The sequence below is a fragment of the Rhodococcus sp. NFXS4 genome (assembly GCF_058139645.1).
Window position 1 is genome coordinate 2841999 of sequence record NZ_CP192221.1, and the last position, 14110, is coordinate 2856108.

Annotated in this window: 12 protein-coding genes; 9 read left to right on the forward strand and 3 right to left on the reverse strand. The window is 68.8% G+C overall.

Translation table 11 applies throughout. The features are described 5' to 3' along the window. Position 1 precedes the first annotated feature (1 nt). Complete coding sequence (trpS, locus tag J4E04_RS13275) at positions 2 to 1045, reverse strand: tryptophan--tRNA ligase (RefSeq protein ID WP_056447663.1); 1044 nt, start codon at positions 1043 to 1045, stop codon at positions 2 to 4. A gap of 87 nt (positions 1046 to 1132) precedes the next feature. Between trpS and J4E04_RS13280 the strand changes: the two genes are divergently transcribed. The 9 genes from J4E04_RS13280 to araA all read left to right on the forward strand — a co-directional run bounded on the left by J4E04_RS13280 (position 1133) and on the right by araA (position 12102). After that, the gene (locus J4E04_RS13280; protein WP_490148772.1) at positions 1133 to 2149 is read left to right on the forward strand and encodes an aldose epimerase family protein; all 1017 of its coding nucleotides are present in this window, start codon (positions 1133 to 1135) and stop codon (positions 2147 to 2149) included. A gap of 191 nt (positions 2150 to 2340) precedes the next feature. Beyond that, positions 2341 to 3330 carry an ABC transporter substrate-binding protein gene (locus J4E04_RS13285; RefSeq protein WP_056447659.1) on the forward strand — a complete coding sequence of 330 codons (990 nt, stop codon included), beginning with the start codon at positions 2341 to 2343 and terminating at the stop codon, positions 3328 to 3330. Between the two features lies 1 nt (position 3331). After that, positions 3332 to 4957 (forward strand): sugar ABC transporter ATP-binding protein, encoded by a 1626-nt coding sequence (locus tag J4E04_RS13290; protein ID WP_490148773.1) that lies wholly within the window; start codon positions 3332 to 3334, stop codon positions 4955 to 4957. Further along, positions 4954 to 6060, forward strand: a complete 1107-nt coding sequence (locus tag J4E04_RS13295; RefSeq protein ID WP_285188664.1) for an ABC transporter permease — start codon at positions 4954 to 4956, stop codon at positions 6058 to 6060. Before J4E04_RS13290 ends, J4E04_RS13295 begins: the two co-directional genes overlap by 4 nt. Next, entirely contained in the window at positions 6057 to 7100 is a 1044-nt protein-coding gene (gene yjfF, locus J4E04_RS13300; protein ID WP_037183810.1) for a galactofuranose ABC transporter, permease protein YjfF, read from the forward strand. Before J4E04_RS13295 ends, yjfF begins: the two co-directional genes overlap by 4 nt. Then, positions 7097 to 8125, forward strand: coding sequence for a LacI family DNA-binding transcriptional regulator (locus tag J4E04_RS13305; RefSeq protein WP_027503751.1), 1029 nt, complete (start codon positions 7097 to 7099; stop codon positions 8123 to 8125). Before yjfF ends, J4E04_RS13305 begins: the two co-directional genes overlap by 4 nt. Continuing rightward, positions 8122 to 9804: a ribulokinase gene (gene araB, locus J4E04_RS13310; protein ID WP_490148774.1), complete on the forward strand. Its 1683-nt coding sequence runs from the start codon at positions 8122 to 8124 to the stop codon at positions 9802 to 9804. Before J4E04_RS13305 ends, araB begins: the two co-directional genes overlap by 4 nt. Then, positions 9801 to 10478 carry an L-ribulose-5-phosphate 4-epimerase gene (locus J4E04_RS13315; RefSeq protein WP_222627238.1) on the forward strand — a complete coding sequence of 226 codons (678 nt, stop codon included), beginning with the start codon at positions 9801 to 9803 and terminating at the stop codon, positions 10476 to 10478. The genes araB and J4E04_RS13315 overlap by 4 nt, the downstream gene beginning before the upstream one ends. Before the next feature lie 79 nt (positions 10479 to 10557). Beyond that, positions 10558 to 12102 (forward strand): L-arabinose isomerase, encoded by a 1545-nt coding sequence (gene araA / locus J4E04_RS13320; protein ID WP_222646005.1) that lies wholly within the window; start codon positions 10558 to 10560, stop codon positions 12100 to 12102. Positions 12103 to 12111: 9 nt separating this feature from the next. Here araA and J4E04_RS13325 read toward each other — a convergent pair whose 3' ends face one another. Together J4E04_RS13325 and J4E04_RS13330 are read right to left on the reverse strand one after the other, a co-directional pair. After that, the gene (locus tag J4E04_RS13325; RefSeq protein ID WP_261782277.1) at positions 12112 to 12864 is read right to left on the reverse strand and encodes an exodeoxyribonuclease III; all 753 of its coding nucleotides are present in this window, start codon (positions 12862 to 12864) and stop codon (positions 12112 to 12114) included. A 94-nt stretch (positions 12865 to 12958) separates the two neighbouring features. After that, the gene (locus J4E04_RS13330) at positions 12959 to 14110 is read right to left on the reverse strand and encodes an MFS transporter (RefSeq protein WP_490150552.1); all 1152 of its coding nucleotides are present in this window, start codon (positions 14108 to 14110) and stop codon (positions 12959 to 12961) included.

The window sequence follows — 14110 nt, forward strand, 5'->3', positions numbered from 1 at the left end:
CTCAGCCTTTCGGTGGAAGGAATCCGACCCTGTCGTACACCTGTGCCAGCGTCCTGGACGCGATCGAGCGTGCGTGCTCGGCCCCGTCCCGAAGAATCCGGTCGAGTTCGGCCGGATCGTTCATGTACTCCGTGAACGCCGTGCGCACCGGGGCGGAGAACGCCGACACCGCATCCGCGGTGTCGCTCTTGAGATCACCGTATCCCTTTCCGACGTATCCCTCGACGAGCGTCGCGACCGGCGTGCCGGTGAGGGCGGACTGGATGGTGAGCAGATTGCTGACACCGGGCTTCTCCGCCGTGTCGTAGCGGATCTCACGCTCGTTGTCGGTGACCGCCGAGCGAATCTTCTTGGCCGACACGGCGGGGTCGTCCAGGATGTCGATCCGGCCCGACACGCCGGAGCCGGACTTGCTCATCTTCGCCGTCGGCTCCTGGAGGTCGTAGATCTTCGCGATACCGGTGACGATGTGCGCCTCCGGCACGACGAACGTCTTCTTGTAGCGCGAGTTGAAGCGTTGGGCGAGATCGCGGGTCAGCTCGAGGTGCTGGCGCTGGTCCTCCCCCACGGGCACTCGCTGCGGGCGGTAGAGCAGGATGTCCGCGGCCTGCAGCACAGGGTAGGTGAACAGGCCCACACTCGCCTGATCGCTGCCCTGGCGTGCCGACTTGTCCTTGAACTGCGTCATGCGGCCGGCCTCGCCGAATCCGGTGATGCAGTTGAGAACCCATGCGAGTTGGGCGTGTTCGGGTACATGGGACTGCACGAACAGCGTGGAGCGCGCGGGGTCGATGCCGACGGCCAGCAACTGCGCTGCGGCGCGGCGAGTCCGGGCGCGCAACTCCTTCGGATCCTGCGGCACCGTGATGGCGTGCAGGTCCGGAATGAAGTAGAAGGCGTCGTACTCGTCCTGCAGTTCGACCCATTGCCGCACCGCGCCCAGGTAGTTGCCCAGGTGGAAGGAATCCGCCGTGGGCTGGATGCCGGAGAGCACTCGGTGCCGAGGTGCGACTCCTGCGCTGTCGGTCGCGGTGTCGGTCGTCATGATCTACAGATTCAATCACCTCTGGTCGCAGGGTCTGCGCCATGACCGTCGCAGGGTCTGCGCCATGACCGTCGTAGGGTCTGCGCCATGACCACTGACAGGACGTCCGACACCGCCGTGACCATCGGCTCGGCGCCGGGGATCGAGGTGGAGGTGCTGCCGTACGGTGCGACCCTGCTGCGCCTGACCGTCACGGGCGGGGACGGTGTGCGCCGCGACGTGTCGGTCGGCGTCGCCGGCGAAGCCGAGTTGCGCGCGGGCACGGACTACCTCGGGGCGACCGTGGGGCGCTACGCCAATCGCATCGCGCACGGGCGATTCGACCTCGACGGTGAGCGGGTGGAGGTGTCGCGCAACGACGGCGACAACCACCTGCACGGCGGAGTCGACGGCTTCGACTCCCGCACCTGGACGGTGGAGCGGGTCACCGCTGACGAGGTGGAACTGTCCCTGGTGAGTCCCGACGGCGACCAGGGCTACCCCGGCGAGGTGCGGGCACGCGCCGTCTACTCGGTCCGGGGAGACACGATGCGCATCGAGTACCTCGCGCAGACCTCACGTACGACAGTGGTGAACCTGACCAGCCATGCGTACATCGATCTCGACGGACACGGTGTCGACGACCTCGAACTGCAGGTGGACGCGGCCTCCTTCGTGCCCGTGGACTCCGCGGGAATTCCCACGAACGGTGTCGTCCCGGTCGATAGCACGGCACTCGACCTGCGGCTCCCGCGCCGCATCGGCGACGTCGTCCGGTCCGACGATCCTCATGTGGCGGCCACGCGAGGGGTGGACCACAACTTCGTCCTCGACGGACCCGAGGACGGCGGGGAGTTGCGCCGCGCCGCGCGTGTCACGTCGTATCGCAGCGACACGACGCTCGAGGTGTGGACGAATCGGCCCGGGCTGCAGGTCTACACCGGCAACTTCCTCGACGGCAGCACCGTGTCCCGACGCGGTACCGCGCTGCGTCAGGGCGACGGACTCGCGCTCGAGCCCCAGTTCTTCCCCGACAGCCCGAACCGGCCGGCGTTCCCGTCGGCCGTCCTGCGCCCGGGCGAGACGTCTCGCTGCGTGATCGAGTACAGGTTCGCCGCGCGATAGTCGGCCACCTCCAGCCTTCCCGCGGTGTGGTCGTCCGGCCCTGCCGCCTCACGACCGGCCCATGATGCCACTGATGTGAGCGTTCACATCGAGTTTCGGCAATGTTCGCGAACCTTTTGACGCAGAGGAATGTTAACGCTCACACTCTGTGTCACGCGTCACACGGAGTGATGCCTACAGAGGAGACCACGATGACGTCGAAGAGAGTCGTTGCAGCGAGCACGTTCCTGGTGAGCAGTGCGCTGATCCTGAGTGCCTGCGGCGGCGGAGGCGACTCCGCGAGCGGCGGCGGCGGGACCGTCCTGGGTTTCTCGCAGGTCGGAGCCGAGAGCGGCTGGCGCACCGCCAACACCACGTCGATCCAGGGCGCGGCGAGCGAGGCCGGAATCGATCTCAAGTTCTCCGACGCACAGCAGAAGCAGGAGAACCAGATCAAGGCCATCCGCACCTACATCCAGCAGAAGGTGGACGTGATCGCCTTCAGCCCGGTCGTCGAGACGGGCTGGGAGCCGGTGCTGCAGGAAGCGAAGCGCGCGAACATCCCCGTGATCCTCACCGACCGCTCGGTCGACACGACGGACGAGTCGCTGTACGCCACGTTCCTCGGATCCGACTTCGTCGCCGAGGGCGTCAAGGCCGGCGACTGGCTCGTCGAGAACAGCGCGACGTCGGACGTCAACGCCGACGGACGCATCAACGTGGTCGAGCTCGAGGGCACGACGGGTGCCGCACCGGCCATCGATCGCGCCGAGGGCTTCCGCGAGGCCATCGCCGCACAACCGACCATCGCCATCTCCAAGTCCCAGACCGGTGACTTCACCCGCGACGGCGGCAAGCAGGTCATGGAGTCGTTCCTGAACTCCGACAAGGCCATCGACGTGGTCTACGCCCACAACGACGACATGGGCCTCGGCGCCATCGAGGCCATCGAGGCGGCCGGCCTCGTCCCCGGCAAGGACATCAAGATCATCACCGTCGACGCGGTCAAGGACGGCATGCAGGCGCTGGCCGACGGCAAGATCGACTACATCGTCGAGTGCAACCCGCTGCTCGGACCGCAACTGATGGACCTGACGAAGAAGGTCGTCGCCGGCGAAGAGGTACCCAAGCGCGTGGTCACCGAGGAGACCACCTTCACCCGCGAGCAGGCCGCCTCCGTGCTCGCCGACCGCCAGTACTGACATGAGCACCGAGATGATCGTCCCCCCGCCGACCACGACGGCGACGGAACCGATCGTGGAGATGACGGACATCTCCATCACCTTCGGCGCCGTCCGTGCCCTCGACGGCGTCTCCCTGCGGCTCTACCCGGGCGAGGTCCACTCGCTGATGGGCGAGAACGGTGCCGGCAAGTCGACGTTGATCAAGGCGCTCACCGGCGTCTACCCGATCGACAGCGGCACCGTCACCGTCGACGGGACCGTGCACGAGTTCGCGAGTCCGGCGGCCGCTCAGGCCGCCGGCATCAGCACGGTGTACCAGGAGGTCAACCTCCTGCCCAACCTCACCGTGGCCGAGAACATGCTGCTCGGGCGCGAGCCGCGGCGGCTCGACCGACTGCTCGGCGGCACCGGCGGCGCGGTGCGCACCGTACTCGACGCCGTGGGCGGTATCGACACCCGGGCGATGAACCGCCGCGCACGTGCGACGCTCGATCGACTGGGCCTCGCGGTCGATCCCGCGTCGGTGCTCGGCGATCACCCCATCGCCGTGCAGCAGTTGATCGCGATCGCTCGTGTGGTGGACGTCGACGCCCGCGTGCTCATCCTCGACGAGCCCACCTCCAGCCTCGACAAGGACGAGGTGGAGACCCTGTACGGGGTCATCGAGCGGCTGCGGGACGCGGGTACGGCCGTCGTCTTCGTCTCCCACTTCCTCGACCAGGTCTATCGCATCTCGGATCGCATGACGATCCTGCGCAACGGACGCCTGGTGGAGGAGCGGTCGGTGGCGGACACCCCGCAACTGACCCTGGTGGAACTGATGATCGGCCGGGAGCTCGACACCCTGCGCGAGTTGGACGACCGCGAGCCCACGGTGGTCGATCCCACCACCGAACCCGTCATGGAGGTGCTCGGCCTCGGCCGCAAGGGCGCCCTCGAGGCTACGGATCTCCGGCTGTACGCCGGGCAGGTCGTCGGCGTCGCGGGGCTGCTGGGATCGGGCCGCACCGAACTGGCGAGGTTGCTCGGCGGGGCGGACCGCGCAGATTCCGGCACCATCGAGATCCACTCCACCCGTCGACGTTTCCGCACACCACGCAACGCGGTCGATCGACGGGTCGCGCTCACCAGCGAGGACCGCAAGGCGGACGGCGTCGTGGGCGACCTGACGGTGGCCGACAACATGATGCTCGCGCTCCAGGCCACTCGTGGGTGGATGCGCCCGATCCCCCGCGCCACCCGCACCGCCCTGGTGGAGAAGTACATCACTGCACTCGACATCCGCCCCGCGGACCCGAACGCGTTGATGCGCAACCTCTCCGGCGGCAACCAACAGAAAGTGCTGCTCGCGCGCTGGCTCGTCACGGAACCGGAGATCCTGATCCTGGACGAGCCCACCCGCGGAATCGACATCGGCGCCAAGGCGCAGATCCAGGCTCTCGTGGCCGATCTCGCCGAACGCGGGATGTCGGTCGTGTTCATCTCGGCCGAGCTCGAGGAGATCCTGCGCCTCAGCGACCGCGTCGTCGTGATGCGCGATCACCACCTGATCGACGAGCGCGTCAACCGAGGAGTCTCCGTCGACGACGTCCTCGCGACCATCGCGGCGGGAACCCGCGCAGACGACAGGAGTTCCGAGGCATGACCGACACTCTGGGAGTACGACCGACGTCGACTCCCCCGCCACGGCCGGCGTCCGACGCCCCGGCCGGTCGCCGGACCCCGGGATGGATGTCGCACCCGGTCGTCTGGCCGCTGCTCGCCCTGATCGCGCTGATCGTCGTCAACGTCGTCGCGACACCGGACTTCCTCGACATCAGGATCGAGAACGGTGGCCTGTTCGGCAACGTCGTCGACATCGCGCGGAACTCCGCACCGCTCATCCTCGTCGCGGTGGGCATGACGCTCGTGGTCGCGACCCGCGGCATCGACCTGTCGGTCGGCGCCGTCGCCGTCATTGCGGCGGCCGTGGCCTGCACCCGTATCGCGGCCGCCCCGGACGAGGGCGCCGTCACCACCGTCGTCATGGCCGTCGTGTGGGCACTGGGAGCCAGCGTGCTGCTGGGCCTGTGGAACGGACTGCTGGTGTCGGTGTTCGGGATTCAGCCGATCATCGCGACCCTGGTCCTCATGGTGGCCGGCCGCGGCCTGGCCATGCTCATCACGGACGGTCAGATCACCACCGTGCAGGACGGGGCCTTCAGCTCGCTCGCCTCGGGGATCGTCCTCGGACTCCCCGTGGCACTGCTGATCGCGCTCGCCGTCGTCGTGGTGACCGCCCTGCTGACCCGCCGTACCGCGCTCGGCATGCTCGTCGAAGCGGTCGGCATCAATCCCGAGGCCAGTCGCCTCGCGGGAGTGAGCGCCCGCACGATCGTGTGGACCGTCTACGTCTTCGCGGCGACATGCTCCGGCATCGCCGGTCTCATCATCGCCGCCAACACCAACTCGGTGAACGCCAACAGCCTCGGTCTGTGGATCGAGCTCGACGCGATCCTCGCCGTGGTGATCGGCGGCACGGCACTCACGGGCGGACGCTTCTCGCTCGCCGGCACCGTGGTCGGTGCGCTGCTCATCGGCACCCTGACCCGCACCATCCCGAATCTCGGCATCCCTTCCGAGGCCAACTACCTCTTCAAGGCTCTGGTCGTCATCGTCGTCTGCCTCCTGCAGTCACCGCGTGCCCGAGCGTCACTGCTGGGCCTTCGACACAGGAGACCGACGACTCGAAAGGCGGCCCGGTCATGACCGATCTGCTGACACGCCCCCCGGCCACCTCCACTGCGCCGTCCCGCTGGGACCGCATCCGGCGCTATTCGCCGCCGAGCAGGTTCCTGCCGGTCATCGCCACCTTCGCGTTGCTCGTCGGCCTGTTCGGCGTCGGCGAGATGCGCTACCCCGGCTTCGCCGACCCGCAGCTGTTCCTCTCCCTGTTCGTCGACAACGCGTTCCTGATCGTCCTCGCTGTGGGCATGACCTTCGTCATCCTGACCGGCGGTATCGATCTCTCGGTCGGCTCCGTCGTGGCGCTGTCGACCATGATCGCAGCGCGCACACTGCAACTCGGCTGGTCCCCCGTCCTCGTCATCGCGGCCGTGCTGCTGTGCGGCACGCTGCTCGGCACCACGATGGGCGTGTTGGTGCACTACCTCCAGATCCAGCCGTTCGTCGCCACGCTCGCCGGCATGTTCCTCGCCCGTGGTCTCTGCTACATGATCGGCGTCGAGTCCATCCCCATCACCGACGAGACGTTCAGCTCCATCGCGTTCGCCGTGATCGAGCTCCCGGGCGGCTACACCATCACGTGGAGCGTCGTCATCGCACTCGTGACCGTCGCGGTGGCGGCCTACGTCCTCGCATGCACCCGTTTCGGCCGGTCGGTCTACGGCATCGGCGGCAACGAGGCGTCGGCCGTGCTGATGGGACTGCGTGTGGCGGCGGTGAAGGTGGGTGTCTACTCGATCAGCGGTTTCTGCGCCGCGCTCGGCGGACTCCTGTTCGCGTTCTACGCCCTGTCGGGTTACAGCCTCCACGCGGTCGGCATGGAGCTCGACGCGATCGCCGCCGTCGTCATCGGTGGGACGCTGCTCACGGGTGGCCGAGGCTACGTTCTCGGCTCGGTCGTCGGTGTCCTCATCCTCGGTGCCATCCAGACGTTCATCGCGTTCGACGGGACCCTGAGTTCGTGGTGGACCCGGATCACGGTCGGAACACTGCTGCTCGTCTTCGTCGTCGCTCAGCGTCTGACCACGGTGCCGCGGGCCCGCTTCCGTCCGAGGCGAGCATGACCACCACGACCGGCACGGACGGTCGACCTCCCGTCATGGCCGACGTCGCCCGGCTCGCCGGCGTGTCCCATCAGACGGTCTCCCGAGTCATCAACGGACAGAACAACCTTCGTCCGGAGACTCGGGAACGGGTCCAGCGTGCCATCGACCAGCTCGGGTACCGGCCCAACCGGGCCGCCCGCGCCCTGGTGACGAAGCGGTCGGCCACCATCGGCATCATCGGCTCCAAGCTCGGATTCTGGGGCCCGAGCACCACCCACCGCACCGTCCAGAGCGCCGCCCGCGAGGCCGGTTTCTCGGTCAGCGCTGTCAGTCTCACGACCCTCTCGCGCGACGAGCTCGTCGACGCGATGCACCACCTGCACGACCAGGGCGTCGAGGGCATCGTCCTCATCGCCGCGACCGACGACGCGGTGGCCGCGGCGCGCTCCGAGGAGGCGGTGGTGCCCGTCGTCGTCGTGGAGGGCGATCCGCTGACCTCGCGCTGGACGGTCGGCATCGACCAGGTCGGCGGCGCCCGCCTCGCCACCCGTCACCTCGTCGATTCCGGACATCGACGCATCGCCCACCTCGCGGGTCCGCTGGGTTGGGCCGAGGCTCGCGCGCGCGAACAGGGGTGGCGGGAGGTCCTCGACGAGGCGGGCCTGCCGTGGACGCCTCCGCTCCGTGGTGACTGGTCCGCGCGCAGTGGGTTCGAGCGCGGCTCCCGGTTGGCGGCCGATCCCGACGTCACGGCGGTGTTCTGCGCCAACGATCAGATGGCGCTGGGCCTGCTGCGTGCGTTCCACGAGCACGGCCGTCGGGTGCCGGAGGACGTGAGCGTCGTGGGCTTCGACGACATCCCCGAAGCCGCCTATCTCATCCCTCCGCTGACGACGATCCGACAGAATTTCACCGAGGTGGGCCGACGCGCCATCGAGATCCTGCGAGCGGCGATCGACGGGACCGGCGGTCCCGAGACGCAGATCGCTCCGGAACTCGTCGTGCGCGCGAGCACCACCCGAGCCACAGGAGAACAGCCATGACGACGCCCGATCACGAGACCTATACCCTCGGAGTCGATTTCGGCACATTGTCCGGACGGGCCGTCGTCGTGCGGGTCTCCGACGGCGCCGAACTCGGCACGGCCGTGCACGAGTACCGACACGGAGTCCTGGAGTCGACGCTGCCCGGCGGCTCCGTGCGGCTCGGCGACGCCTGGGCACTCCAGGTTCCCGACGACTACCGCGACGTGCTCCGCACCGCCGTCCCGGCCGCCCTGCGCGATGCCGGTGTCCCACCCGACCGAGTGGTCGGCATCGGGACCGACTTCACGGCGTGCACGATGGTGCCCACACTCGCCGACGGCACCCCGCTCGACGAGGTCGCGCAGTTCGCCGATCGGCCGCACGCATACGTGAAGCTGTGGAAACACCATGCGGCACAGGGCCAGGCCGATCGCATCAACGCCCTCGCCGCGGAGCGCGGCGAGACGTGGCTCCCCCGCTACGGCGGACTGATCTCGTCCGAGTGGGAGTTCGCCAAGGCGTTGCAGATCCACGAGGAGGACCCCGAGGTCTACGACGCCATGGAGCGGTGGGTCGAGGCGGCGGACTGGATCGTCTGGCAGCTGTGCGGACGCTACGTCCGCAACGCCTGCACGGCCGGCTACAAGGGCATTCTCCAGGACGGCGAGTACCCGTCGGCCGAGTTCCTCACCGCCCTGGCACCCGGGTTCGCCGCGTTCGTCACCGACAAGCTCGACCAGCCGATCGGCGAACTGGGTTCTCGTGCAGGATCTCTGACCGCCGAGGCGGCCGCGTGGACCGGACTGCCCGAGGGAATCGCCGTGGCCGTCGGCAACGTCGACGCGCACGTCACGGCGCCGGCGGCCCGCGCCGTGGAACCCGGGCGCATGGTGGCGATCATGGGCACCTCCACCTGTCACGTCATGAGCGCCGACGTACTGCGGGAGGTTCCGGGGATGTGCGGCGTCGTCGACGGCGGCATCGTCGCGGGGTCCTACGGGTACGAGGCCGGGCAGTCCGGAGTCGGCGACATCTTCGGATGGTTCACGCGCACCGGGGTTCCTGCCGACTACCGCGACGCCGCCGCCGAGGCCGGCGAGTCGGTCCACGAGTACCTGACCCGGCTGGCGTCCGAGCAGGAGGTCGGCGAACACGGGTTGGTGGCCCTCGACTGGCACAGCGGCAACCGATCCGTCCTGGTCGACCACCGACTGTCGGGACTGTTGCTGGGTACGACTCTCGCCACCAGGCCCGAGGACATCTATCGGGCACTGCTCGAGGCCACGGCCTTCGGCACGCGGGTCATCGTCGAGACCTTCCGCGCCAGCGGTGTTCCGGTCGAGGAGTTCGTCGTCGCCGGCGGACTGGCGAAGAACCCACTGCTGATGCAGATCTACGCCGACGTGCTGCGCATGCCGCTCTCGGTCATCGGGTCCGACCAGGGTCCGGCGCTGGGATCGGCGATCCACGCGGCAGTCGCGGCCGGCTGCTACGCCGACGTGCCCGTGGCCTCGAAGGCGATGGGCCGCGTGCACCGCGGCGCGTACCAACCCGACGAGGGCCGTTCGCAGGCCTACGACGCTCTGTTCCGCATCTACTCCGATCTTCACGACCACTTCGGACGTCAGGTGTCCACCATGCGCGACCTGCGGGCCCTCCGCGGCGACGTGCTCGACCGGAAGGCGGTTCGACGATGACCGTTCTCGACAGCGCTCGCGGCACCGTGGAGGCGGTCCGCGCCGAGGTGTGCGCGCTGCACGCCGAACTGGTGCGGTACGGACTGGTGGTGTGGACCGCCGGCAACGTGTCCGCTCGGGTCCCCGGCCACGACCTCTTCGTGATCAAGCCGAGCGGCGTCTCCTACGACGACCTCACCCCCGAGAACATGGTGCTGTGCGATCTGCACGGCACCGTGGTCGAGGGCGATCACGCCCCGTCCTCCGACACCGCGGCCCAGGCCTACGTCTACCGCCACCTCGATCACGTCGGCGCGGTGGTGCACACCCACTCCCCCTACGCGGTGGCGTGGGCCGCCCGCGGCGAACCGATCCCGGTGGTCACCACGATGTGCGCCGACGAGTTCGGCGGCGACATCCCCGTCGGACCGTTCGCCGCGATCGGTGACGACTCGATCGGACGCGGCATCGTCGACACGCTGCGTGGCAGCAGGTCGCCCGCCGTGCTGATGCAGAACCACGGCGTCTTCGCGGTGGGCCCGACGGCGCGGTCCGCCGTCAAGGCAGCGGTGATGTGCGAGGACGTCGCACGGTCGGTGCATCTCGCACACCAGCTCGGCCGGCCGCTGCCCATCCCGCCGGACGCCGTCGACGCGCTGCACGACCGCTACCAGAACGTGTACGGCCAACGCTGAACCGCCGCAGCACCACTCGCTCCGCACCCGTCTTCACCCGCACTCGTTCCACCGCCTCTGCGGTGACCAGGAGGTTCCCATGTCAATCGTCGAAACCAGGTCCGCCCCGTCCCCCTCGCCCGCACCGTCCGGTGTCGCCCGACCCGAGGTCTGGTTCCTCACGGGCAGCCAGAGTCTGTACGGTCCCGAGACTCTCGAGCAGGTGGCGGTGCAGTCCCGCACGATCGCCGAGAAACTCGACGATGCACTGGGTGTGACGGTGGTCTGGAAGCCGGTGCTCCTCGACGCGTCGTCCATCCTGAACCGGATGCGCGAGGCCAACACGACCGACGACTGCATCGGGGTGATCACCTGGATGCACACCTTCTCCCCCGCCAAGATGTGGATCGCCGGCCTCGACGCCCTCGACGTGCCCCTCCTGCATCTGCACACGCAGGCTGGGATGTCGCTGCCGTGGTCGACCATCGACATGGAGTTCATGAACCTCAACCAGGCCGCGCACGGCGACCGGGAGTTCGGTCACATTCAGTCCCGCGTCGGTGTGCTGCGGACCACCGTCGCCGGACACGTCGACGATCCCGCCGTCGTCCGGCGCGTCGAACAGTGGACGTGTGCGGCGCGCGGTCGTGCCGACATGCGGTCGCTCCGGCTGGCGCGCTTCGGCGACAACATGCGCGACGTGGCCGTCACCGAGGGCGACAAGGTGGAGGCTCAGCTGCGGTTCGGCGTCTCGGTGAACACCTACGGTGTCAACGATCTCGTCGAGGTCGTCTCCGCGGTGGACGAGGCCGCGGTGTCCGCCCTGGTCGACGAGTACGTCGAGACCTACGACGTCGCGTCCGCGTTGCGGCCGGGCGGCGATCGACACGAGTCGCTGCGCTACGGCGCACGGGTCGAGGCGGGAATGCGACAGTTCCTGACCGAGGGCGGATTCGGCGCCTTCACCACGAACTTCGAGGACCTCGGCGGCCTGCGTCAGCTCCCCGGACTCGCGGTCCAGAGGCTGATGGCCGACGGATGGGGCTTCGGCGGCGAGGGCGACTGGAAGACCTCGATGTTGTTGCGCGCCATGAAGACCATGGCCATCGGGCAGCCCGGCGGCACGTCGTTCATGGAGGACTACACGTACCACCTCGTGCCCGGCGAGGAGAAGATCCTGGGGGCACACATGCTCGAGGTGTGCCCGTCCATCACCACGGCGACCCCGACTCTCGAGATCCATCCGTTGTCGATCGGCGGGCGCGAAGATCCCGTACGACTGCGCTTCACGGCGGATCCCGGCGCCGGCATCGTCGTGGGCATCTCCGACGTCGGCGAACGGTTCCGCCTCACCGCCAACGTCATCGAGGTCGTCGAGCCGGACGAGGCGCTGCCCTCCCTGCCGGTGGCCTGCGCCGTGTGGAAACCGCAGCCCTCGCTGTCGGTGTCCGCGGAGTCGTGGCTCACAGCCGGCGCACCGCATCACACGGTGCTGAGCACCGCGCTCGATCTGCCGGTACTGGAAGCGTTCTCGGACATGATCGCGGTGGAGCTGCTCACGATCGAGGAGGGCACCACCACTCGAGACTTCCAGCGCACGTTGCGCTGGAACGCCGCTTACCACCGACTGGCCGCCGCGTTGTGAGCCGACCGGTCAGCGGTAGACGACGGTGACCGGTGCGTGGTCGGACCACCGCTGGTCGTAGGTGTCGGCCCGCTCGACCACGGCGTCCTTCGCGCGGTCCGCGAAGTCCCGGGTGGCCATCTGGTAGTCGATGCGCCACCCGGCGTCGTTGTCGAAGGCCTTACCGCGGTACGACCACCAGCTGTAGGGCCCGTCGACGTCCGGGTGGAGCGCTCGCACCACGTCGACCCACGCTCCCGACTCACCGACGAGTGCGTCGAGCCAGGCGCGCTCGCTCGCCAGGAAGCCGGACTTGGTGCGGTTGCCCTTCCAGTTCTTCAGATCCCGTTCGGTGTGCGCGATGTTCCAGTCGCCGCAGACCACGTGATGCTCGCCCGAGGACGCGAGCGCCGCGAGACGGTGCTCGAACGAGGCCATGAACCGTTCCTTGGAGTCCTGCTTCTCGGTGCCCACCTCACCGGACGGCAGGTAGAGACTGGCGACGGTGACGGCCGGATCTGCTCCGACGGCCGGGAAGCAGGCCTCGATCCAGCGCCCCGCGTCGTCGAACTCGGCGCTCCCGAACCCGACGACGGCACTGTCCGCAGGAACCCGCGACAGGATGGCGACACCGTTGCGGCCCTTCGCGGACGGCTCGGCGGACACGAGATGCCAGCCCTCGCCCAGCGCGGGAGCGAGGCAGGCGAGCAGCTCCTCGTCCGTCGCCCGCGTCTCCTGCAGGCAGACGATGTCCGCCGCGGACTGCTCGAGCCACTCGAGCATGCCCTTGCGCACCGCAGCGCGCACTCCGTTGACGTTGACCGACGTGATGGTGTGAGACACCGCAGCACCGTATCCGACAGGGCGGACAGGACCGTCAGGCGGCGAGACGAGAGTCGGTGCGACGCTGCATCGCCACCGACGTGGCCAGAACGGCGATGCCGGCGATCGCGAGACCGGCACCCACCACGGCCGGCGCCGTGTAGCCGAAGCCCGCGGCGATGACGGCGCCGCCGAGGGCGGCCCCCAGCGCGTTCGCGAAGTTGAACGCCGCGTGGTTGAGCGAGGCGGCGAGGGTCTGCGCATCGGCGGCGACGTCCATCAGTCGCGTCTGCAGTCCGGGCACGATGGCGGATCCCGATGCGGCGATGAGGAACACGACGATCAGAGCGGTCACCGGGTTGTGCGCCGCGGCGACGAACACCGCCAGGCTCACCGCGACGGACGTCATCGCCAGGAAGAGCCCGGGGACGAGCATGCGGTCCGCGATCCATCCGCCGGCCATGTTGCCGACCACCATGCCGAGGCCGTAGATCATCAGCGCCAGGGGCACCGCGGCCTTGGACAGACCGGCCACGTCCGTCAATGTCGTGGCGATGTAGGTGTACACGGCGAACATGCCGCCGAAGCCCACCATGCCCACGAAGAGGGTCATCCACACCTGCGTGCGCCGGAAGGCGCCCAGCTCGGTCCGCGGGTTCGTGGTGGGCATCGAGTCCAGTCGCGGCAGCCACACCGCGAGGGCGGTGACGGTGAGGGCACCGATGACGGCGACGATGCCGAACGCGCTGCGCCAGCCGAACGCCTGGCCGATCCACGTGGCCGCCGGCACACCGACGACATTGGCGACGGACAGTCCCATCATCACCATGGCCACCGACTTGGCACGCGCACCGGGATCGGCGAGGTGGGCGGCCACCAGCGCTGCCACACCGAAGTACGCGCCGTGCGGCAGTCCGGCGACGAAGCGGGAGGCCATCAGCTCGTGGAAGCTGGGCGCGAACACCGTGCCCAGGTTGCCGAGAGTGAACGCCACCATGAGGGCGAGAAGCAACGTCCGCCGCGGCACCCGCGCCGCGAGCGCGGCGATGACGGGCGCACCCACCACGACACCGACGGCGTAGGCGGAGATGAGGTGGCCGGCGCTGGGCTCGGACACCCCCATCGTGGTCGCCATCTCCGGGAGCAGGCCCATCGAGACGAACTCCGTGGTGCCGATGCCGAAACCGCCGAGCGCGAGCGCCAGCAT

Excerpts from the sequence above, each read along its gene's own strand:
- trpS (WP_056447663.1), bottom strand. The coding sequence starts at position 1,045 with ATGACGACCGACACCGCGACCGACAGCGCAGGAGTCGCACCTCGGCAC.
- J4E04_RS13280 (WP_490148772.1), top strand. The coding sequence starts at position 1,133 with ATGACCACTGACAGGACGTCCGACACCGCCGTGACCATCGGCTCGGCG.
- J4E04_RS13285 (WP_056447659.1), top strand. The coding sequence starts at position 2,341 with ATGACGTCGAAGAGAGTCGTTGCAGCGAGCACGTTCCTGGTGAGCAGT.
- J4E04_RS13290 (WP_490148773.1), top strand. The coding sequence starts at position 3,332 with ATGAGCACCGAGATGATCGTCCCCCCGCCGACCACGACGGCGACGGAA.
- J4E04_RS13295 (WP_285188664.1), top strand. The coding sequence starts at position 4,954 with ATGACCGACACTCTGGGAGTACGACCGACGTCGACTCCCCCGCCACGG.
- yjfF (WP_037183810.1), top strand. The coding sequence starts at position 6,057 with ATGACCGATCTGCTGACACGCCCCCCGGCCACCTCCACTGCGCCGTCC.
- J4E04_RS13305 (WP_027503751.1), top strand. The coding sequence starts at position 7,097 with ATGACCACCACGACCGGCACGGACGGTCGACCTCCCGTCATGGCCGAC.
- araB (WP_490148774.1), top strand. The coding sequence starts at position 8,122 with ATGACGACGCCCGATCACGAGACCTATACCCTCGGAGTCGATTTCGGC.
- J4E04_RS13315 (WP_222627238.1), top strand. The coding sequence starts at position 9,801 with ATGACCGTTCTCGACAGCGCTCGCGGCACCGTGGAGGCGGTCCGCGCC.
- araA (WP_222646005.1), top strand. The coding sequence starts at position 10,558 with ATGTCAATCGTCGAAACCAGGTCCGCCCCGTCCCCCTCGCCCGCACCG.
- J4E04_RS13325 (WP_261782277.1), bottom strand. The coding sequence starts at position 12,864 with ATGCTCGAGTGGCTCGAGCAGTCCGCGGCGGACATCGTCTGCCTGCAG.
- J4E04_RS13330 (WP_490150552.1), bottom strand. The coding sequence starts at position 14,110 with ATGCTGGCGCTCGCGCTCGGCGGTTTCGGCATCGGCACCACGGAGTTC.